A 21,196-nucleotide genomic window follows, 5' to 3' on the forward strand; every position below is an offset into this window, starting at 1 on the left:
CATGACTGAGGCAGTCCTGGAATCCGTCGACCTCCTGATCGAGGCCGGCCATGTGGTGCCGATCGAACCGCACGCGGTGGTGCTGGAGCGGCACGCGGTGGCGGTGCGCGAGGGCAGGATCGTCGCGGTGCTGCCGATCGATCAGGCCCGCGCGCGGTTCCGCGCCACCGAGGTCGTGTCGCGTCCGGACGGCGTGCTGATGCCCGGCCTGGTCAACGCGCACACCCACAACCCGATGACCCTGCTGCGCGGCGTCGCCGACGACCTGCCGCTGATGACCTGGCTGCAGGACCACATCTGGCCGGTCGAAGCCGCGGTGATCGGGCCGGAGTTCGTCGCCGACGGCACCACGCTGTCGGTGGCCGAGATGCTGCGCGGCGGCACCACCTGCGCCAACGAGAACTACTTCTTCCCCGACGTGCAGGCCGCGGTCTACAAGCGCCACGGCTTCCGCGCGCTGGTCGGCCTGCCGGTGATCAACTTCCCCACCGCCTGGGCCAGGTCCGACGACGAGTACTTCGACAAGGCCGGCGAAGTGCATGACGCCTGGCGCCACGACGCGCTGATCGGCACCGCGTTCGCGCCGCATGCGCCCTACACGGTCAGCGATGCGAACTTCGAACGCGTGCGCATGCTGGCCGACCAGCTCGACATGCCGGTGCACCTGCACACGCACGAGACCGCGCAGGAGATCGAGGACTCGATCAGGCAGTACGGCCAGCGCCCGCTGGCGCGGCTGGACCGGCTGGGCCTGGTCAACGACCGGCTGATCGCCGTGCACATGACCCAGCTGACCGAAGCGGAGATCCATCTGTGCGCCGAACGCGGCGTGTCGGTGGTGCACTGCGCCGAATCCAACCTCAAGCTGGCCTCGGGCTTCTGCCCGGCCTGCGCCCTGCAGCGCGCAGGCGTGAACCTGGCGATCGGCACCGACGGCTGCGCCAGCAACAACGACCTGGACATGTTCGGCGAGCTGCGCACCGCCGCCATCCTGGCCAAGGCCGTGGCCAACGACGCCACCGCCCTGGACGCGGCGACCACGCTGCGGGCGGCGACCCTGGGCGGCGCACGTGCGCTGGGCCTGGGCGATCGGATCGGCTCGCTGGAGCCGGGCAAGGAAGCCGACCTGGTCTGCGTGGACATGTCCGCGCTGGAGACCCAGCCGCTGCACCACGTGCTGTCGCAGCTGGTCTACGCGACCGGACGCCAGCAGGTCAGCGACGTGTGGATCGCCGGCCACCGCAAGCTCGACCGGCGCGTGCTGGTCGACATCGACATCGAAGCGCTGCTGGCCAACGCCCGCCAGTGGCGCGACCGCATCGCCGCGCTGGGCCGCTGAGCCCGCGCCGCACAGGAGAACACCGATGAGCCTGCCCGTTCCCAGCGCTTCGGCGCATGCCCCCAACTACCGCCAGGACGAGCTGGACAAGTTCGGCGCGCTGGCCAGCCGCTGGTGGGATCCGGACGGCCCGCAGCAGGCGCTGCACGTGCTCAATCCGGTGCGCCTGGACTACGTGCGCCAGCGCATGCGGCTCGAGGGCGCCGCGGTGCTGGACGTCGGCTGTGGCGGCGGCCTGCTGAGCGAGGCGCTGGCCCGCGCCGGTGCCCGCACCACCGCGATCGACCTGTCGCCCGAGCTGGTGAAGATGGCCAGGCTGCACATGCTCGAATCAGGCGTGCAGGTCGACTACCAGGTGATCGCGGTGGAAGCGCTGGCCGCCGAACGGCCGGGCAGCTTCGATGCGATCACCTGCATGGAAATGCTCGAGCACGTGCCCGATCCGGGCGCGATCATCGCGGCCTGCATGGCGCTGCTGCGTCCGGGTGGACGCCTGTTCCTGTCCACGCTGAACCGCACTCCGGCCGCGTTCGCGCTGGCGATCGTCGGCGCCGAGTACGTCGCCCGGCTGCTGCCGCGCGGCACGCACCACTACAAGGACTTCATCAAGCCCTCCGAGCTGGCGGCCTGGCTGCGCGACAGCGGCATGCAGATCGAGGATGTCAGCGGCCTGGCCTACGATCCGCTGCGCAAGCGCGCCTCGTTGTCCCGGCGCACCGACGTGAACTACCTGGCCTGCGCAGTGAAGCCGGACGGGCAGGGCTGAAGTGAGCACTGTCGCCAACGCCGTGCGCTTCCCGCGTGTGGTCCTGTTCGATCTGGATGGCACGCTGCTGGACAGCGCACCGGACATGCTGGCCACCGCCAACCGGATGCTGGCTGCGCGGGGCCGGGCGCCGACCACGCTGGCGGCGCTGCGTCCGCATGTGTCGAAGGGCTCGCGCGCGATGATCGGCGCCAGCTTTCCGGACCTGGATGCCGTCGCGCGTGACGCGCTGGTGCCGGAATTTCTCGCGATCTATGCCGAGGAGCTGGGCCGGCACAGCGTGCTGTTCGATGGTGTGGCCGCGCTGCTGGATGCGTTGGAACGCGACGGCGCGCGCTGGGGCATTGTCACCAACAAGCCTGAAGGCCTGGCCCGCGACGTGGTCGCCGGGCTGGGTTGGCAGGACCGCTGCGCGCTGCTGATCGGCGGCGACACGCTGGCCGAACGCAAGCCGCATCCGCTGCCGCTGACCACCGCGGCCGCGCGGCTGGGCGTTGCTCCTGCCGACTGCGCCTACGTCGGTGACGACGAACGCGACATCGTGTCCGCGCGCGCGGCCGGGATGCCGGCCATCGCCGCGCTGTGGGGCTACCGGCTCGACGGCGACGACCCCGAAACCTGGCAGGCGCAGCGCATCGCCGCCGACGTGGCCGACCTGCACGATCCGGCCTTCTGGCCGCGCTGAGCCGTCATTCCCGCGATGCCGTCGCGCATCGCGATTTCCCCGTACCGCAGCCCCGTTCCGATGACCGACACCACCGCCCTCGACAGCTTCCTCGACAAATGGCGCGCGCGCTGGCCGGAGTGGAGCGTGGCCGAGGTGTTCGTGCCACTGGAGCAGCGCGAGCGCACGGTGGCCTGGTTCTCGCTGTTGCAGGAGTTCGACGACGTGCTCAACGTCGCCGGCGACCCGCTGCCGGCCGACGCCAAGCTCGGCTGGTGGATCAACGAACTGCGCGACTGGGCCGGGCACCGTTCGCGGCATCCGCTCGGGCGCCTGCTGGAACCGGTGCCGGCGCCGTGGGCGCAGCTGTCGGCGGCGCTGAACGGGCTGGTCGCCGCGCGTGCGCGGCCGGCCAACGGCGAAGCGGCGCTGCTGGCGCTGCATGCCTACGCGGTCGCGGTGGCGGCCGTCGATGACGCGATGTTCCCCGGTGGCCGTCCGCTGGCGCCGGAGGCGATCTCGACGCAGGTGCTGGCCACGCGCCTGGCCGAGGCCGGCATCGGTGCCGTGCCCGATGCCTTCCTCGCCGACAGCGGCACGGCCGCGCAGGAACGCGCCCAGCGCGACTGGGCCGGCTGGCTGCTGAAGGCCTGGCCGCGTCGCGGCGGCGGACGCCAGCGCAGGATCCTGTCCGCGCTGGCGCGCCGGCGTCTGCAGGCGTATGCCGATGGCCAGGTGCCGCGCACCGCGCAGCAGCCGCTGCGCATCCTGTGGGCGGCGTGGCGTGCCGCACGCGATTGAGCGGATCGATCGGAATGCACCGCGACAGTCCGTTCCAGCCCCGTTCGGCGGCCCGCGCCGGCCGGCCGCTACAATTCGTCCCTGTTCGGTCCTGATTCGACGTCCCCATGTCCGCCATTCCCACGATCGTCCCGTCCGCCGCGCCGCTGCCCGACGTCGCCCACCAGCAGGTGGCGCTGGCGCGTCCGCTGGACTGGGTCGGCATGGAAGGAATCGCGCTCCCGGTACGCGTGCCCGATGGCGCCGGCGCCTACGTGCAGGTCGCCGCGCAGGTGGACCTGTCGGTGGACCTGGTCAAGGCCGGCGAGCGTGGCATCCACATGTCGCGGCTGTACCTGAGGCTGCAGCAGGAATTGGCCCGGCACGAGGTCACCCCGGCCGGCCTGCGGCAGATCCTGCGCAGCAGCATCGATTCGCAGTCGGGCATCTCGACCAGCGCCCGCCTGCGCCTGCGCTACGAGGCGCTGCTGCTGCGTGCCGCCCTGCGCAGCGACAACGCCGGCTGGAAGCGCTATCCGGTCGAGATCGACGCGGTGCTCGGCCCGGACGGCCTGCATCTGGTGCTGGGCGTGGGCGTCGAGTACTCCAGTACCTGTCCGGCCTCGGCCGCGCTGTCGCGGCAGGCCAATGCCGAACGTTTCAGCGCCGACTTCGGCGCCGGCGATGTCGGCGCCGGCGAGGTCCACGACTGGCTGCGTTCCGAGCGTGGCATGGCCGCCACGCCGCACGCGCAGCGCAGCCTGGCCCAGGTCCGCGTGACCCTGCGCGACGATGCCGCGGCGCTGCCGCTGGTCGAGCTGATCGATGCGCTGGAAGCGGTGCTGGCCACGCCGGTGCAGACCGCGGTCAAGCGCGAGGACGAGCAGGCCTTCGCGATGCTCAATGCGGCCAACCTGATGTTCTGCGAGGACGCCGCGCGGCGCGTGGCCTCGGTGCTCGCGGCCGACCCGCGCGTGCTGCGCTACGAGGCCGTGGTCTCGCACTACGAGAGCCTGCATCCGCACGATGCGGTGGCCAGGGTGAGCGGCGCCGGCCCGACCGGCTGAGCCGTCCGCATCGGGAACCGGAAGGCGGGCGGACGCCCGCTGCGGCACGACGCGATCGTGAGCTGACCGGGTGGCCGGGCATTCAAGCCCAATGCACCAGCCAGGCAAGGATCAGGAATACGCGCCGCGACGCCGGCCACCAGCGCCGCCCGTGTCACCCTGACCCGGGCCCTGCGGCGTGGTGCGCATGATGTGCCGGATGTGAGCGGTCCAGGCATCCCGCGGGCGCCTCGCCACGCGGGCGAGACCCGCCGGCCCGTCATCCGTGCCGATGCACGAAGGGCGCGGCCGAAGCCGCGCCCTTCGTGGTGTCACCGGGTCCTCAGAAACGGACCGAGAAGCGCGCGTTGACGCCGTGGTCGCGTGCCTCGTCGGCATCGACGCTGGTATAGCCCAGTTCCAGCACGCTGTTGCTCGACGTGCGTGCGGCCAGGCCGATCTCGGCCAGCAGCGCGCTCGAGCCGATCACCGGGCTGGAGACGCCGAACCAGTTGCTGCCGTCCAGCGAGAGCTGGGCGGTGCGGCGCTGGTCGCCACCGGCGTGGCGGTAACCGAGGTTGCCGCGCAGGCTCAGCCAGGTCTGCTCCTGCCCGCTGCCACGCAGGTTGGCACCGAAGCGCAGGCCGGCGGTCGCCAGTTCCGCACGTGCCTCGCCGGCGCGGCCCTGCAGGGCGGCGATGCTGCCCTGTTCGCGGAAGCCGTCGCTGTCGAGTTCGACATGGGCGTACTGCAGGTAGGGTTCCAGCTCCCAGGCCTCGTTGCCGAAGCGGTAGCCCGCGTCGACGAAGGCCTGCTTGCTGTCGGCGTCGTAACGCGTGCCCACCGTGCCGGCGAAGCCGGGGAAGGCGAGCGTGCGGTCGACATCGACCCGGTTCCAGCTCTGCGCGTAGCCGGCGCGGACGCCGAAGCCGCCCCAGGCCTGGCCCACGTAGACGCCGGCGTGGCGGCTGCTGGTTTCGCCCTTGGAGGCGCGGCCGCGCAGGTTGAAGTCGGTCTCGCCGGTGCCGCCGTAGGCACCCACGCGCCAGCCACCCTCGAACTGGTGGTCGACACCGACCAGGGCACCGTTGCCGCTGTACTGCACGCGCGTGGCGTTGCCGTCGCCGGCGATGCTGCCGCCCTGGTGCTGGACCTGCACCCACGCGCCGGTCGCCGCGTCCGCGTCGTGCTGGGCGAGGAAGCCGCCGTGTCCGGCGGAAGCGCGCGCGAGCGCGGCGTCGCGGACCAGGCGGCTGCCTTCCAGCAGCACCTGGCGGGCGCTGGCGTGCGCTTCGCCGGACAGCTGGTCGAAAGCACCCCGTGCCTGGGCGACGTCGAGTCGGGTCAGCGGCTGCAGCAGTACCTGCGACAGCGGCAGCGCGTCCAGCGCCGCGGCGGTGGCGAACTGGTTGCCGCTGGTCGCGGCGCTGGCCAGCGCCGCGCCGCGGATCACGTCGACGTCGACCGCGTTGGCCGACTGCAGCAGCGACAGCGCCAGGAACGGTGAGAGCCCGCTGCTGTCGATGGAGGAGAACCCGCCGGTGATGCCGCCTTCGGCCGACAGGATCCGGTACTGCTGGCCGATGGTGTAGCCATCGCCCAGGCTGCTGGCCACCAGGGTGCCGCCGAGCAGGTTGGCGCTGCCGGTCACGCGCAGCAGGTCGGCCTGGTCGGGCGGCAGGATCTCGGCGACCAGGCGTGCGCTGGCGGCCTGGGTGTAGTCGCCGTCGATGGTGAGGGTACCGATCGAACTGCCCGGGGCGATGGTGCCGGCCACCCAGGTGTCGCCCAGGGTGCCGCTGCCGCCGAGGGTGCCACCGGCCTCGACGCGGGTGGCCGCGCCGGCGACGGTGCCGTTGATCACCGCCAGGCCGCCAGCGACGGTCAGCGCGCTGCCGTCGAGGCGGCCGTTGACCAGCAGGGTGCCGCCGTCGACGCGCACGTCGCCGGTCAGTGCGTTGTCGCCGTCGAACTCGAGCAGACCCTGCGCCACGGTGGCGCCGGCGAAACTGTTGTCGCCGGACAGGCGCAGCCAGCCCGCACCGGACTTGGTCAGCCGGCCGGGGCCGCCGATGTCGTTGGTCCAGTCGTCCCAGGCATTGCCTTCCCACACCTTGCGGCCGCCGGCGGCGACCGACATGTCGACGGTGGTGTCCACGCGCAGCTGGCCGTAGCCCTCGATCGCCTTTTCCAGGTTGAGCAGGCCCCAGCCGTAGATCTCGTCCACGCCTTCTTCGCCGAGGTCGGTGGCGGTGGTCAGCATCACGTCGCGGACCTGGGCACCGGTCAGGTACGGGAAGCGCTCGAACAGCAGGCCGAGCGCGCCGGTGACGTGCGGGGCGGCCATCGAGGTGCCGGACATGTCGGCGTAGGCCGGGATGCCGGTGCGGTCCTCGAACTCGTAGCGCAGGTTGCCGGCATCGTCGATCACCCAGCCGCCGACCAGCTCATCGCCGCCGTCGAGCACGGTGGAGGTGATCACGCTGCCGGGCGCGGCGATGCACCACTGCGCGCTGATCCCGCACTTCATCGAGCGGTTGCTCAGCTCCAGCTGGTCGTTGAGGTTGACCACGCTGACCCAGTACTGCTCGATGTCCGGGAAGATCGACGGCAGCGTCGCCGGGGCGGTCGGTTCCGGGCTCTGCTCGGGCGTGGCGATGACGACATTGGTATTGCCGGCCGACAGCACCTGGATCATGCCGGACTGGCGCGAGGCCTCCGCCATGGTGGTCAGGATGCCCGCGATCCGCGGGTTGTCCATCAGCGCCTCGTGGTAGAGCTCGGCCACCTCCGGCGTGTAGGCGTAGTAGGTGTAGCCCCAGCTGTGGTTCATCGCCTTGACGCCCTGGGCGATGGCCTGGTCGTACATGCCGACGAAGGCGCTGGCATCGGCCGAGGTGCCGATCGTGCTGCACTCGTTGAACAGGATGCAGGCGATGTCGACGATGGCGAGGCTGTCGTTGAACAGGCGCGCCGAGCTCAGGTCCGCACCGAACGCCACGCCATGCATGCCGCTGCCGTCGCGGTTGGCCGCGATGGTGCCGGCCACGTGGGTGCCATGGTTGCTGAAGGTGTAGAAGGTGTTGCCCCACAGGTAATCATTGGCCGGGTTGGGGAACAGCGCTGCCAGCTCGGGGTCCCAGTACTCGCCATCGATCGAGGACTGGTCGCCGACCGAGTAGAAGCAGGCGTCGGGGCCGCCGAGGATGGTGCCGTCGCTGCACAGCGAACCATCGGCCAGCACCTGCGCCATGGTCAGGCCGCGGTGGTCCTTGCCCGCGAATTCCGGGTGGTCGAACGCGGTGCCGGAGTCGAGCAGGCCCAGGCGCACGCCGGCGCCGGTGAGGCCGCGCGCGTAGGCGTGGTGCGCGTTGATGACCTCCAGGCCCCAGTCGGCCTGGAACTCCTCGTCGATCCAGGCGGAGGCATCGGTGGCATCGGCCGGCACGGAGGCGGTCGTGCTGGCCGCCGGTGCGGCGGCGGGGGCGGCGGTCGTGGCCGGACGCTGCGTCCAGTGCTGGCTGAAGAGGGCGCGCGGCAGCGTCGGCTGCAGCGTGGTCGTGTCGACGCTGGACGCGGCGAACGCGGAGGAGATCGCGTGGGCGACAGGATCGGCCCGTTCGTCGGCGAAGGCCAGCGGCGCGGTGATCAGGGCGGCGAGGCCGCCGGCGATGGCCAGTGCCATCGTCGAACGGGAAAGACGGGTGCCGGGGGAGATGGAACGTGAAGCGCGGTACTTCGACATGCAGGATCCTTTGCTGGAACGTGGGACACCGCGGCACGGCCACGGTGATTCCTGAACGTATCCGTACCGCATGTGAAGTGGCAAGTGATGCACGTCACGGCACGCGGCGCCCGTCGCGACGCTGTCAGTCGGCTGTCACCTCGATGCGCAGCAGCATCGGGGCGCGCGTGCCGCCGCGCAGGATCCGGACCGGATAGACACCTGGCTGGTCCGGCATCCGCAGGGTGATGGCGCCGTCGGCGGAAGGCACCAGCCGACGGCCGAACGCCTCCACGGCACTGCCGATGGGCACGCGACCCTGGACCAGGCTGCCGGCCTTCGCCCGCGACGGCAGGCGCAGCAGGCTGCCCGGTTCGCGCTCGCCGGGCCGGCCTGGATGCACGGCCGTCCGCGCCTCTGAAGCTGTCGACGTGCCGACCGGCACCGTGGCGACGGAGGGTGCCGTCGGCGTCGCGCAGGCGCCGCTGACGAGGGCGAGCATGGCCAGGCCACAGGCCTGCAGGCTGCCCGGGACCGCCAGGTGCCGTTCCCGCTGCGGTTCCTGCACTTTCATCGGCCACATCCCTGGACCGTCGTCCGGAACCTGCCGCGCACGGACGTCGCCGGAAGCAGGCGCAGGAGCGAGCGTGGGCTCATCCGAGCTTGGGGCATCGGCAGCGGGCCGACCCGCACCGGCGCGAGCATCCAGCGCTGCGGTGTCCGCTGTGCTCCCGCGCTGCGTGGAGCGGATGCCACGGTGGCGTTCAACCTCGTCGTCCGAGAATGCGCAATGGACGATACGCACGTCGAACCGCGCCACGGTGGAACTTCGATGTCCGCAATGGCCGGCGTGCCGCCGCGCGTGGAGGGCGTGACGTCGCAGCGGCGTTCAGCTGCCACGTTCGAGCACGAGCAGCGGGTCGATCCGCACGTCGAACCGCGCCACGCTGGAACTTCGATGTCCGCCATGGCCGGCGCGCCGCCGCGCGTGGAGAGCGTGACGACGCAGCGGCGTTCAGCTGCCACGTTCAAGTACGAGCAGCGGGTCGAACCGCGCCAAGCTGGAACTTCGATGGTCGCCATGGCCGGCGCGCCGCCGCGCGTGGAGGACGCGACGGCGCAGCGGCGTTCAGCTGCCACGTTCGAGTACGAGCAGCGGGTCGATTCGCACGTCGAACCAGTTCATGCCCCAGTGCAGATGCGGGCCGGTCGCGCGCCCGGTCGCACCGACCGCGCCGATCACCTGACCCTGTTCCACCCGGTCGCCGACCTTCACGTCCAGACGCGACAGGTGCAGGAAGTTCGAGCTGATGCCGTGTCCATGATCGAGCAGCAGGGTGCCGCCGGTCAGGTACAGGTCGGCGCCGGCGAAGGTGACGATGCCGGCCGCCGGCGCCTTGATCGCGGTCCCCGTCGGCGCGGCGATGTCCATGCCCGAATGCGGCGATCCGGGCTTGCCGTTGTAGACGCGCTGGTTGCCGAAGCGGCCGCTGATGCGGCCCTGCACCGGCCAGATGAAGCGCTGGGCGAAATCGGCGCGGGCATCGTCGCGCACGCGTGCGGCGGTGACCTGGGCCTGCTCGCGCCTGATCCGTTCGGCGATCGCCGGCGGCGGATCGACCGTCTTCGGCGGCACGCCGTCGACCCGCTGCACCGGGAAGTCGCGTGCGCTCACCGCGATGGTCGCGGCGCTGCGGCTGCCGTCCGGGCGGATCACCTCGACCGTCACCGGCGCCGCCTGGTCGCGGCCGACGCCGAACACCACGCTGCCGTAGCCGGTGGTGCGCAGGCTGCGGCCGGCGTACTCGACCCGGCTGCCCGGCGGGACCTTGCCGATCACCATCGCGCCCTGCTGCACGCTGGCCGGAAACACCACGCGCGCGTCCGCATCGGACTGCGCGTGGGCGATGCCGGCCTGCAGGCCGAGGCAGGCCAGCAGCACGCCGGCCAGGCGACCACCCCGCATCAGCGGTCGAACTCCAGGCGCTGGCCGTTCGGGTTGCCGACCAGCTCGCGTCCGTTCCAGACCAGGCGACCGTTGACCCAGGTCGCGCCGATCCGGGAACGGAAGGTGGTGCCCTCGAACGGCGACCAGCCGCACTTGGACAGCACGTCCTCGCGGCGCACGGTCAGCGGCTCATCGTCGACCAGGACCAGATCGGCCCAGTAGCCCTCGCGCAGGAAGCCACGTTCCTTGACGTCGAACAGCTGCGCCGGCGCGTGCGCGGTCTTCTGCACGATCCGCGCGATGTCGGCGCGTTTCTCGTGGGCCAGTTCGATCGCCGCCAGCAGCGCGTACTGCACCAGCGGCAGGCCGCCCGGCGCGCGGCCGTAGTGGGTCTGCGCCTTCTCTTCCAGCGTGTGCGGGGCATGGTCGGTGGCCAGCACGTCGATCACGTCCTCGGCCAGCGCCCGGATCAGCGCCTCGCGATCGGCTGGATCCTTGATCGCCGGGTTGCACTTGATCTGGTTGCCCAGGCGCGCGTAGTCGCGGCGGTCGAAGCGCAGGAAGTGGATGCAGGTCTCGGCGGTGATCCGCTTGCGCCTGCCGTCGGCGACCAGCGGACCGCGCTGGAACAGCGCCAGCTCGTCGGCGGTGGAGATGTGCAGCACGTGCAGCCGGGTGTCGTGGCGACGGGCCAGTTCCAGCGCCAGCCGGGTCGACTTGATGCAGGCCTCGCGCGAGCGGATGTCCGGGTGGAATTCGACCGGAATCTCGTCGCCGTACCGGGCGCGGTAGCGCTCCATGTTGGCCTGGATGGTCGGAGTGTCCTCGCAGTGGGTGATGATCGGCACCGGCGTGTCGCGGAAGATCGCGTCCAGCGTCTCCGGATTGTCGACCAGCATGTTGCCGGTGGACGCGCCCATGAACACCTTCACGCCCGGCGTCGCCTTCGGGTCGGTGCGCTGGATCGCCTCCAGGTTGTCGTTGCTGGCGCCCATGTAGAAGCCGTGGTTGCCCCAGGCGCGGCCCTTCGCGGCGGCGTACTTCTCTTCCAGCCGCTCGGCATCGAGGGTCGGCGGATTGGTGTTGGGCATGTCCATGAAGCTGGTCAGCCCGCCGGCAACGGCCGCGGCCGACTCGGTCGCGATGTCGCCCTTGTGGGTCAGGCCCGGCTCGCGGAAATGGACCTGGTCGTCGATCATGCCGGGCAGCAGCCAGCGTCCCGCCGCGTCGACCACGCGCTCGCCGCTCTGTGCCTTCAGGCCGCTGCCGATCTGCGCGATCCGGCCGTTCTCGATCCGCAGGTCGCCATCGAAGGTGCGTCCTTCGTTGACCAGACGGGCGTTGACGATCAGGGTAGTGCCGGGCATCAGTGGTTTCCTGTGCAGGAGCAAGAACGGGGGGAGTCGGGCACCGGGTCGTGGCCACCGGGATGGAACGGGTGGCAGCGCCCGAGACGGCGCAGGGTCAGCCAGCTGCCGCGTGCCGGGCCATGCCGGCCGATCGCTTCCATCGCATATTCCGAGCAGCTGGGGACGAACCGGCAGCGGGGACCGAGCAGGGGGCTGATGAAGCGCTTGTAGGCGCGCAGCGCCAGGATGAGCAGGCGGGCGATCACGTCCGCATCATACGCCAGCCCCCGCGCGCCGCGTCACGCCGCGGGCATGCGCACCGGGATAGCATGCGCCGGCGATGACACCGTCAGGGCCCGTCCATCGCGGCGGTCCGTCCCAGGTTGCCGCATCGGATGGGGTGAGCTATAAAGGCCCGCTTTCCCGGGGACGGGAAAATTACGAGGAACCCTTGTACGTGGCTGCCAAGAAACCCGTAAAGAAGGCCGCCAAGGCCGCAAGCAAGACCACCGCCGCCAGGAAGCCGGCCAAGCCGGTCGCCAAGAAGGCCGTGGCCAAACCCGCCACCAAGAAGGTCGTCGCCAAGAAGGCGGCGCCCGCCAAGAAGACCGTCAAGCCGGCCAAGCCGGTCGCCAAGAAGCCTGCCGCCAAGAAGGCCGTCGCCAGGACGCCGGCGAAGCCGGTTGCGACCAAGGCCGTCAAGAAGGCCGCTGCGGTGCCGAAAAAGCCCGTAGCGCAGAAAAGCGTGAAAGCCGCACCGGCGCCCGTGAAAAAGACGGCCGCCAAGCCCGCGCCGGTGAAGAAGGCCGCTCCGGCCACGCCGTCCAAGGGCAAGCCGGCGGTCACGCCGACCAGTTCCAGCAAGAAGGCCGCGCCGGCCGCCACTCCGGCAAAGCCGGTCGCAAGGAAAGCGACCACTCCCACCGTACCGGCGTCGGCCACCAGGCCTGCGCCGGTCCAGTCCGCACCCGCGAAGACCGTGACGGCCTCCGCCAAGAAGGCGACCGCAGCGGTTTCCGCTCCTTCGCAAGAAAAGTCCGTGCCCGCATCGAAATCCCCCAGTTCCACCAAGCCCACCGCCTCCGCCACGCCGGCCACCGCCTCGCGTCCGGCCGTCCAGGGCAAGGTCGCCGTCGCCGTCGTCTCCAAGAAGGCCGACGCCCCGGCGCCGCGCAGTGCGCAGAAGTCCGTCGACTACAAGATCGACGACGCCACCGGCCGTCCGCTCCTGCCGCAGGGCTACAAGCCCAGCGCCGGCGAGGAGTACATGAGCCCGCTGCAGCTGGAGTATTTCCGCCAGCGCCTGCTCGGCTGGCGCGCCGACCTGGTCGAAGAGTCCAAGCAGACCATCGAGAACCTGAAGGACGAGGTCCGCGACATCGGCGACGAGGCCGAGCGTGCGACCCGCGAAACCGAAAACTCGCTGGAACTGCGGACCCGCGACCGCTACCGCAAGCTGATCGGCAAGATCGACAGCACGCTCAAGCGTCTGGAAGCCGGCGACTACGGCTACTGCGTCGATACCGGCGAGGAAATCGGCCTGGAGCGTCTCGAGGCGCGCCTGACCGCCGAGCGTACCATCGACGCCCAGGAGCGCTGGGAGCACATGCAGAAGCAGCAGGGCGAGTAACGCTTCCGGCTGCATCGCGGTGCCACCATGACGAACCCCGCTCCGGCGGGGTTCGTCGTTTCTGCGTCCGGCTGCGCCTGTCGTCATCGCCGCCCTGCGTGGCGGGCAGGACGAGCGCCTGCGCGCAAGGTGCGGCGACGCTGTTGCCTGTCGTGACGCGGAATGGATGACACGCGTGGCCGAAGTGTGCCAAGGCGAGGGTGGGCCTGTGCTGGAAGACTCCGGGCGCGGGGCGCATAGCGCATAGCGCATGGCGGATGCGACCAATGGGTGCAGGCGATCCTGCCCTGTGTCTCCGGTGTCTCCTGTGCCTCACGTGTCGCGGAGCTGCGCGGCGCTCCGGCATCCGCGTCCTGCGACGCAGTGGAATGGGCCCGTGCCCGAAGAGGTCACGGCACATCCGGTGTAGCCAGCGAGAGGGCGTCGGCCGGCCGCCAAGGCGCTTGCGGAACATGTCGGGCGAAATGGATTGGTGACGTGGTCACCCGTGGACGGGTCCGCGCGGGCCTGCTCCGGCCTCAAGGGCAGGGTGGCGAACGGTGCATTCCCGCCCGCGGCACGCCATCCGGTGGCCGATGTCGCCACAACGGTGGCGGCTGCATGCACGCGTTACTGCAGGTCCTTCAGGTCCAGCCGGCGTAAGCGTGGTGCCTTCGCCGCCGTGGTGGCGACCACGCCCAGGGTCACGCAGCCGCCCAACACCACGGCCGGCACCAGTCCGAGCAGGCGCGCCATCGAGCCGGCGTAGAACGCACCCAGCTCGTTGGACGAGCCGATGAAGATGCCGTTGATCGAGGCCACACGCCCGCGCATCTGGTCCGGGGTGACCAGCTGCATGATGGTCGAGCGCAGCACCACCGACACGCCGTCGCAGACGCCCGACAGCAGCAGGAAGAACGCCGACAGCCAGAACGCGCGCGACAGGCCGAAGCCGATGATGCACAGGCCGAACCCGGCGACCGCGTACAGCAGCAGACGGCCGGCGTGGCGCCCGGGTGGGCGCCGCGCCAGGACGATGCCCGCGGCCACCGCGCCCAGTGCCGGCGCCCCGCGCAGGATGCCCAGGCCTTCCGGGCCGTAATGCAGGATGTCGTGGATGAAGGCCGGCGCCAGCGAGATCGCGCCGCCGAACAGCACCGCGAACAGGTCCAGCGCCTGCGCGCCCAGCATGATCTGGTTGCCGAACACGAAGCGCAGGCCCTGGCCGATGCTGGCGAACACCGGTGGGCGTGGCCCGTCCACGCGTGGCTCGACGATCCGCAGCGACAGCAGCACCACGCCGGCGACCAGGGCCAGTGCGGCGGCCAGGCCGTAGGCGGCGGTCTTGCCGGCCACGCCGACCAGCACACCGCCAAGCGCCGGCCCGCAGACCATCGCGCTCTGGAAGAAGATGCTGCCCAGGCTGGCGCCGCGGGCGAACTGCTCGCGGCGCAGCACCCGTGCGAACAGCGCGGTGTAGACCGGGGTCAGAAACGCGCGGACCAGGCCGGTGAGGACGATCGCCGCGTAGATCGGCCAGGTGGCGGCCGCACCGAGCCGGCCCGCGGCGATGAAGGTCAGCAGCAGCGCGGTGCCGCACAGCCCTGCGCAGGCCGCCGCGCCGAGCATGCGCTTGGGCAGGTGGTCGACCAGATAACCGGCGAACAGCGCCATGCCGATGAAGGGCACGACTTCGGCCAGGCCGATCAGGCCGAGCGAGAAGGGGTTGCGGGTCAGTTCGTAGACGTGCCAGCCGACGGTGACCGCGACGATCTGATAGGACAGGATCGCGCAGACCCGGTAACACAGCAGGATCCGGAACGGCACGCTGCCCAGCGGCGAGGCCGGGCCTGGCAGCGCGGCCTCGGCCGTGTTCACTGGCGTTGCTGGCTGGCGGCGGTGTCGCGGATGAAGGCCAGCAGCGAGGCCAGGCCATTGCTGCGGGTGGGCGAGAGGTGTTTGGCCAGGCCGATGTCGGCGATGTAGTTCGGATCGGTGGCCAGGATTTCTTCCGCCGGGCGCCCGGAGTAGACGCGCAGCGCCAGGAAGATCAGGCCGGAGACGATGGCCGAGTCGCTCACGGCATGGAAATCCAGGCGCCCGCCGTTGCCCTGCGGCACGATCCAGACCATGGACTGGCAGCCATGCAGGCGGTGCTCCTCGGTCTTCCATTCGTCCGGAAAGGGCGGCAGCTTGCGGCCGAGGTCGATCAGGTACTGGTAGCGCTCGGACCAGTCGCCGAAGAAGGCGAACTCGTCCTTGATCGCGGCCTGGGCGTCTGCGGCGGTGGGCTCGAGCGGGAAGGGGGAGTCGGTCACGGTGTTCTCGTCGGTCTGTGGTGGCTGCCATCCCTGGCGCGGCGCTGCCGGCCCGGTCTCGTCAGGCCCGGCCAGCGCGTGGCAGGGCGCTACCGACACGCAGCGGGCGCGGATGCATCCGTCAGGCGCGCTTCCAGCGCACGCCCTGCGGCGTGTCCTCGAGCAGGATGCCCTCGGCGGCCAGCTGGTCGCGGATGGCGTCGGAGCGGGCAAAGTCGCGGGCCTGCTTGGCCGCGCCGCGCTCGTCGATCAGAGCCTGGATGCGGGCGTCGTCGCCATCGCCGGCGCCGCGGTTGAACCAGTCGGCCGGCGCCTGCTGCAGCAGGCCCAGGGCCAGGCCGGCGCCGAGCAGGTCGGCCTTCAGGCGCGCCTTGGCGTCGGCGTCGACGGCCCTGCGCGCTTCGCCGGCGAGACGGGCGACTTCGGCCAGCGCCAACGGCGTGTTGAGGTCATCGTCCAGCGCATTCTCGATACCGGCGGGAATCGAGGCGCTCGCTTCGACGTCGGCCAGGTCGCGCAGCGTGCCGTACAACCGGTCCAGCGTGCGCACCGACTGCTCGATCAGCGCATCCGACCAGTCCAGCGGCTGCCGGTAATGCGCCGACAGCAGCGCGTAGCGCAGCGCCTCGGGCGGATGCCGGCGGACCAGGTCGTGGACGCGTTCGATGTTGCCGACCGACTTGCTCATCTTGGCGCCGCCGAAGTTGAGCATGCCGTTGTGCAGCCAGAACCGGGCGAAGGTCTGGCCGCCGTGGGCGCATTCGCTCTGCGCGATCTCGTTCTCGTGGTGCGGGAACTGCAGGTCGACGCCGCCGGCGTGGATGTCGATGGTCGGGCCCAGGTGGGCGGCGGCCATCGCCGAGCATTCGATGTGCCAGCCCGGACGGCCGCGGCCCCAGGGCGACTCCCAGCCGGGCAGGTCGTCGCTGGACGGCTTCCACAGCACGAAGTCGCCGGCGTCCCGCTTGTAGGGCGCCACCTCGACCCTGGCGCCGGCCAGCATCTCGTCCGGATCGCGGCGCGAAAGCTTGCCGTAGCCGTCGAAGCTGGCGACCGCGAACAGTACGTGGCCTTCGGCGGCATAGGCATGGCCGCTCTCGATCAGGCGCTCGATCATCGCGATCATCTGCGGGACGTGCGCGGTGGCATCGGGCTGGATGTTCTGGGGCGTGACGCCCAGCGCGGCCATGTCCTCGCGGTAGGCGGCGGCGAAGCGCTCGGTGATGGCCGAGATCGGCACGCCCTGGTCCTTCGCCGCGGCGTTGATCTTGTCGTCGACGTCGGTGATGTTGCGCGCGTAGCGCAGCGCGCCATGGCGGCGCTGCAGCAGGTCGGCCAGCACGCCGAAGACCACCGGGCCGCGCGCATTGCCGATGTGCACGTAGTTGTAGACGGTCGGCCCGCACAGGTACATGGTCGGGCAGGCCGGATCCTGCGGTGCGAAATCCTCGGACTGGCGGGTCAGGCTGTTGTAGAGGCGCAGGGGCATCGGTGGCGGACGCAAGGACGTGGGTGGTCGGCGATTCTACTCCCAGCAGCCATCCGGCACCGCCGCGGGGCACCGGAGCGCCGTGGCAACACCTGGCCTCACTGCCGGTTCAGCGCGGTGCAAGGCGCGATGCCTACACTGTCGGTTCCAGTGCGCCGACTTCCGGGACCGATGCGACCTTCCCCGATACCGCTGTTCCTCTGCCTGCTCGTGCTCCCGGCGCTGCCGGCGGCAGCCCAGGATCCGGCGGCGGTCAGAGTGGTCCCTGCGGAGAACGTCAAGCTCGATTACGCACAGGTCCTGCGCGTGGAGCCGGTCTACCAGACGCTGCGCGCCAGCCGCATGGAGGAGCGCTGCGACCCGCCGCCGCAATCCCCGCAGCCGGAGCCCGAGGCCAGGGAGCAGGGGGCGTTCTCGCGCATGCTCGATTCGGTCAAGGGCGTGTTCTCGCGCGACGACGCGCCGCCGCCGCCGGCCGAACAGCCCAGGGCGCCGGCCCAGCGCAACTGCCGGATGGTGCAAGTGGACCGCGAGTTCCAGCGGCCCATCGCCTACGACGTCGACTACGTCTACAAGGGCACCAAGTTCCGTTCGCGCCTGGCCGAGGATCCGGGCAACCGCCTGCGCGTCCGTGTCTCGGTCACGCCGTACGCGGCCGAGGCGCCGGCGCGCCCAGCCTCCGGTCCCTGAGCCGCGGGGCATGCTTGCGTGCCCGCGCCGCGCGTGCGAGGATGCCGCCCCTATGAAGAATCACCCGCACACGCACGCCGCAAGCGCCGCCCGGATGGCCTCCGGGATGACCTCGCGTGCGCGTCGACCGGAACCCCACATCTTCGCTGGGTAACCGGAGCGTGTCGCGCTGCAATTCCGAAAACCCAGCCTGAGGCTGGGTTTTTTCGTTTTCGGCCCGGCAGAAGTTTCAACTGAAATAGGTTCGACCGTCTAACTCCGCACAGCGCACCCGCGCACAGGCATGCCGGCAACGGGGCCTCCACGCAGCAAGGGATCGATCGATGTCACTGAAGCATTTCCTCAACACCCAGGACTGGACCCGCCCCGAACTGGACGCGCTGCTGACCCAGGCGGCCCTGTTCAAGCGCAACCGGCTGGGCAGCGAACTGAAGGGCAAGTCGATCGCGCTGGTGTTCTTCAATCCCTCGATGCGGACCCGGACCAGTTTCGAGCTGGGCGCCTTCCAGCTGGGCGGGCACGCCATCGTGCTGCAGCCGGGCAAGGACGCGTGGCCGATCGAGTTCGATTTCGGCACCGTGATGGATGGCGACACCGAGGAGCACATCGCCGAGGTGGCCCAGGTGCTGGGCCGCTACGTCGACCTGATCGGCGTGCGCGCGTTCCCGAAGTTCGTCGACTGGCAGTACGACCGCCAGGACATCGTGCTGAAGTCGTTCGCGAAGTATTCGCCGGTGCCGGTCATCAACATGGAGACCATCACCCATCCCTGCCAGGAGCTGGCGCATGCGCTGGCCCTGCAGGAGCACTTCGGCACCTCCGACCTGCGCGGCAAGAAGTACGTGCTGACCTGGACCTACCACCCCAAGCCGCTGAACACCGCGGTGGCCAACTCGGCGCTGACCATCGCCACCCGCATGGGCATGGACGTGACCCTGCTGTGCCCGACCCCGGACTACATCCTGGACGAGCGCTACATGGGCTGGGCCGAGCAGAACGTCGCCGAGAGCGGCGGCTCGCTGCGGGTCAGCCACGACATCGAAAGCGCCTACAGCGGCGCCGACGTGGTCTACGCCAAGAGCTGGGGCGCGCTGCCGTTCTTCGGCAACTGGGCGCCGGAAAAGCCGATCCGCGACCAGCACCAGCACTTCATCGTCGACGAAGCCAAGATGGCCCTGACCAACAACGGCGTGTTCTCGCACTGCCTGCCGCTGCGCCGGAACGTGAAGGCGACCGACGGGGTGATGGACTCGCCCAACTGCATCGCGATCAACGAGGCCGAGAACCGTCTGCACGTGCAGAAGGCGATCATGGCCGCGCTGGCCTCCCAGTAACCCAACCCACGCAACGCGGAACTCCCCCATGAGCAAGAAAGACATCGTCCTGGCCTTCTCCGGCGGCCTCGATACCAGCTTCTGCATTCCGTACCTGCAGGAGCGCGGCTACGCCGTGCACACCGTGTTCGCCGATACCGGCGGCGTGGACGACGAGGAACGCGACTTCATCGAGAAGCGCGCCGCCGAACTGGGCGCGGCCAGCCACGTCACCGTCGATGGCGGCCCGTCGATCTGGGAAGGCTTCGTCAAGCCGTTCGTCTGGGCCGGCGAGGGTTACCAGGGCCAGTATCCGCTGCTGGTCTCCGACCGCTACCTGATCGTCGACGCCGCGCTCAAGCGCGCCGCCGAGCTGGGCACCAACATCATCGCGCACGGCTGCACCGGGATGGGCAACGACCAGGTCCGCTTCGACCTGGCGGTCAAGGCGCTGGGCGACTACGAGATCGTCGCCCCGATCCGCGAGATCCAGAAGGAGCACACCCAGACCCGCGCCTACGAGCAGAAGTACCTCGAGGAGCGCGGCTTCGGCGTGCGCGCCAAGCAGAAGGCCTACACCATCAACGAGAACCTGCTGGGCCTGACCATGTCCGGTGGCGAGATCGACAGGTGGGAAGCGCCGGGCGAAGGCGCGCGCGGCTGGTGCGCACCGCGCAGCGCGTGGCCGATCGAGCCGCTGACCGTGACCCTGAAGTTCGTCGAGGGCGAGGCGGTGGAGCTGGACGGCAAGCCGCTGCCGGGCGCGCAGATCCTGGCCAAGCTCAACAAGCTGTTCGCGCAGTACGGCGTCGGCCGCGGCGTCTACACCGGCGACACCGTGATCGGTCTGAAGGGCCGCATCGTGTACGAAGCACCGGGCCTGGTCTCGCTGCTGGCCGCGCACCGCGCGCTGGAAGACGCGGTGCTGACCAAGCAGCAGAACCGCTTCAAGCCGGAAGTGGCGCGCAAGTGGGTCGAGCTGGTCTACGAAGGCTTCTACCACGACCCGCTGAAGACCGACATCGAGGCGTTCCTGAAGTCCTCGCAGGCCAAGGTCAACGGCGAAGTGGTGCTGGAAACCCGTGGCGGCCGCGTCGATGCGGTGGCCGTGCGATCGCCGCACCTGCTCAACGCCAAGGGCGCGACCTACGCGCAGTCGGCCGACTGGGGCGTGGAGGAGGCCGAGGGCTTCATCAAGCTGTTCGGCATGAGCTCGACGCTGTACGCGCAGATCAACCGCTGAAGGCGGTTCCGGCGCTCCGCGGAGGCGGGGCGCCGGGCCACGCCAGGTCGTCGTCCCGCGTCCGCGGTTTCCGCGGGCGCCGGCGTCCGTCATGCACAAGGATCACCGACCCGCGATGTCCGACGTCACCGCTCCCGTGGCCCGTCAGTTCGAGGCGTACAACCGCCGCGACCTGGATGGCTTCGTCGCCTGTTTCGCCGAGGACTTCCGGTCGTACCGGATGCCGGCCGAGACGCCGTCCCTGCAGGGCAGGACTGCGCTGGCCGCGTTCTACGCCGAACACCGGTTCAACAACCCGGCACTGCGCGCCGAACTGATCTCGCGCACGGTGGTGGGCAATACGGTGTTCGACCATGAGCGCATCCATGGGCTGGGCGACCGGGCGGTGGAGAACATGGCGGTGTTCGAGATCCGCGACGGACTGATCGCCGTGGCCTGGTTCTTCGTGGCGGATGCAGGCTGACGTGGGCACGCTGCGCATCGGCACCGACCGGCATGAACTGGACGTGGATCTGATCCATGCCTTCCTCGCGACCGAGGCCTACTGGTGCCGCGGCATTCCCCGTGCGGTGGTCGAGCGTGCGATCGCCGGCTCGCTGTGCTTCGGCGGCTATCTCGATGGCGTCGGGCAGGTGGCGTTCGCGCGGGTGATCACCGATGGCGCCACCTTCGCGTACCTGGCCGACGTGTTCGTGCTGCCGGAGCATCGTGGGCGCGGCTACAGCAAGCAGTTGGTCGCGACGATCATGGAGCATCCGCAGCTGCAGGGCCTGCGCCGCTTCATGCTGGCCACCTTCGATGCGCATGGGCTTTACACGCAGTTCGGATTCACCCCGCCGGCCCGGCCCGACCGGCTGATGGAGCGGCTCGACAGCGACATCTACACCCGGGCGATCGCCTGAGCCTCCACCGCAACCA

19 protein-coding genes are annotated in these 21,196 nt (G+C 70.4%); 11 read left to right on the forward strand and 8 right to left on the reverse strand.

Annotated features, from left to right (window positions below; genetic code table 11):
• Nucleotide 1 precedes the first annotated feature (1 nt).
• The 5 genes from IB242_RS10110 (at nt 2) to folE2 (ending at nt 4,616) form a co-directional block, all read left to right on the forward strand.
• The gene (locus IB242_RS10110; RefSeq protein WP_192278725.1) at nt 2-1,339 is read left to right on the forward strand and encodes a TRZ/ATZ family hydrolase; all 1,338 of its coding nucleotides are present in this window, start codon (nt 2-4) and stop codon (nt 1,337-1,339) included.
• 25 nt (nt 1,340-1,364) lie between these two features.
• A complete protein-coding gene (ubiG, locus tag IB242_RS10115) occupies nt 1,365-2,105 on the forward strand; it encodes a bifunctional 2-polyprenyl-6-hydroxyphenol methylase/3-demethylubiquinol 3-O-methyltransferase UbiG (RefSeq protein WP_192278727.1) in 741 nt (246 codons plus the stop codon).
• A 1-nt stretch (nt 2,106) separates the two neighbouring features.
• A complete protein-coding gene (locus IB242_RS10120) occupies nt 2,107-2,790 on the forward strand; it encodes a phosphoglycolate phosphatase (protein WP_343237123.1) in 684 nt (227 codons plus the stop codon).
• 60 nt (nt 2,791-2,850) lie between these two features.
• The gene (locus IB242_RS10125) at nt 2,851-3,570 is read left to right on the forward strand and encodes a phytoene/squalene synthase family protein (protein WP_192278729.1); all 720 of its coding nucleotides are present in this window, start codon (nt 2,851-2,853) and stop codon (nt 3,568-3,570) included.
• 107 nt (nt 3,571-3,677) lie between these two features.
• On the forward strand, nt 3,678-4,616 hold the full coding sequence (folE2, locus tag IB242_RS10130) for a GTP cyclohydrolase FolE2 (protein WP_192278731.1): 939 nt from the start codon (nt 3,678-3,680) through the stop codon (nt 4,614-4,616).
• Between the two features lie 322 nt (nt 4,617-4,938).
• Here the strand turns inward: folE2 and IB242_RS10135 are convergent, their stop codons facing one another.
• From IB242_RS10135 to yidD, 5 genes are all read right to left on the reverse strand, one after another.
• The gene (locus IB242_RS10135; RefSeq protein WP_192278733.1) at nt 4,939-8,280 is read right to left on the reverse strand and encodes an autotransporter domain-containing protein; all 3,342 of its coding nucleotides are present in this window, start codon (nt 8,278-8,280) and stop codon (nt 4,939-4,941) included.
• A 184-nt stretch (nt 8,281-8,464) separates the two neighbouring features.
• Nucleotides 8,465-9,139 carry a hypothetical protein gene (locus IB242_RS10140; RefSeq protein WP_192278735.1) on the reverse strand — a complete coding sequence of 225 codons (675 nt, stop codon included), beginning with the start codon at nt 9,137-9,139 and terminating at the stop codon, nt 8,465-8,467.
• A gap of 309 nt (nt 9,140-9,448) precedes the next feature.
• Complete coding sequence (locus IB242_RS10145; RefSeq protein ID WP_192278737.1) at nt 9,449-10,285, reverse strand: M23 family metallopeptidase; 837 nt, start codon at nt 10,283-10,285, stop codon at nt 9,449-9,451.
• On the reverse strand, nt 10,285-11,634 hold the full coding sequence (locus IB242_RS10150) for a dihydroorotase (protein ID WP_192278739.1): 1,350 nt from the start codon (nt 11,632-11,634) through the stop codon (nt 10,285-10,287). The genes IB242_RS10145 and IB242_RS10150 overlap by 1 nt, the downstream gene beginning before the upstream one ends.
• Nucleotides 11,634-11,900, reverse strand: coding sequence for a membrane protein insertion efficiency factor YidD (gene yidD / locus IB242_RS10155; protein ID WP_192279268.1), 267 nt, complete (start codon nt 11,898-11,900; stop codon nt 11,634-11,636). Before yidD ends, IB242_RS10150 begins: the two co-directional genes overlap by 1 nt.
• A gap of 173 nt (nt 11,901-12,073) precedes the next feature.
• Here yidD and dksA point away from each other — a divergent pair, with 173 nt between their 5' ends.
• The gene (gene dksA / locus IB242_RS10160) at nt 12,074-13,246 is read left to right on the forward strand and encodes an RNA polymerase-binding protein DksA (protein ID WP_343237136.1); all 1,173 of its coding nucleotides are present in this window, start codon (nt 12,074-12,076) and stop codon (nt 13,244-13,246) included.
• Between the two features lie 609 nt (nt 13,247-13,855).
• On the opposite strand, the gene IB242_RS10165 is transcribed toward dksA, so the two are convergent.
• The 3 genes from IB242_RS10165 to cysS all read right to left on the reverse strand — a co-directional run bounded on the left by IB242_RS10165 (nt 13,856) and on the right by cysS (nt 17,032).
• Complete coding sequence (locus IB242_RS10165) at nt 13,856-15,082, reverse strand: MFS transporter (protein ID WP_225540494.1); 1,227 nt, start codon at nt 15,080-15,082, stop codon at nt 13,856-13,858.
• Between the two features lie 17 nt (nt 15,083-15,099).
• Nucleotides 15,100-15,543, reverse strand: a complete 444-nt coding sequence (locus IB242_RS10170; protein WP_192278762.1) for a SufE family protein — start codon at nt 15,541-15,543, stop codon at nt 15,100-15,102.
• 121 nt (nt 15,544-15,664) lie between these two features.
• A complete protein-coding gene (gene cysS / locus IB242_RS10175) occupies nt 15,665-17,032 on the reverse strand; it encodes a cysteine--tRNA ligase (RefSeq protein ID WP_192278764.1) in 1,368 nt (455 codons plus the stop codon).
• Between the two features lie 171 nt (nt 17,033-17,203).
• On the opposite strand from cysS, the gene IB242_RS10180 reads away from it, so the two are divergent.
• The 5 genes from IB242_RS10180 to IB242_RS10200 all read left to right on the forward strand — a co-directional run bounded on the left by IB242_RS10180 (nt 17,204) and on the right by IB242_RS10200 (nt 21,180).
• Nucleotides 17,204-17,722 carry a hypothetical protein gene (locus tag IB242_RS10180; protein ID WP_192278766.1) on the forward strand — a complete coding sequence of 173 codons (519 nt, stop codon included), beginning with the start codon at nt 17,204-17,206 and terminating at the stop codon, nt 17,720-17,722.
• A 323-nt stretch (nt 17,723-18,045) separates the two neighbouring features.
• Complete coding sequence (locus IB242_RS10185; RefSeq protein ID WP_192278768.1) at nt 18,046-19,056, forward strand: N-acetylornithine carbamoyltransferase; 1,011 nt, start codon at nt 18,046-18,048, stop codon at nt 19,054-19,056.
• 28 nt (nt 19,057-19,084) lie between these two features.
• Entirely contained in the window at nt 19,085-20,278 is a 1,194-nt protein-coding gene (locus IB242_RS10190) for an argininosuccinate synthase (RefSeq protein WP_192278770.1), read from the forward strand.
• Nucleotides 20,279-20,393: 115 nt separating this feature from the next.
• Nucleotides 20,394-20,741, forward strand: a complete 348-nt coding sequence (locus tag IB242_RS10195; protein ID WP_192278772.1) for a nuclear transport factor 2 family protein — start codon at nt 20,394-20,396, stop codon at nt 20,739-20,741.
• 1 nt (nt 20,742) lies between these two features.
• Nucleotides 20,743-21,180: a GNAT family N-acetyltransferase gene (locus tag IB242_RS10200; RefSeq protein WP_343237124.1), complete on the forward strand. Its 438-nt coding sequence runs from the start codon at nt 20,743-20,745 to the stop codon at nt 21,178-21,180.
• The last annotated feature ends 16 nt before the right edge of the window (nt 21,181-21,196 follow it).

The organism is Xanthomonas sp. XNM01 (assembly GCF_014851915.1).
Lineage (GTDB): Bacteria > Pseudomonadota > Gammaproteobacteria > Xanthomonadales > Xanthomonadaceae > Pseudoxanthomonas.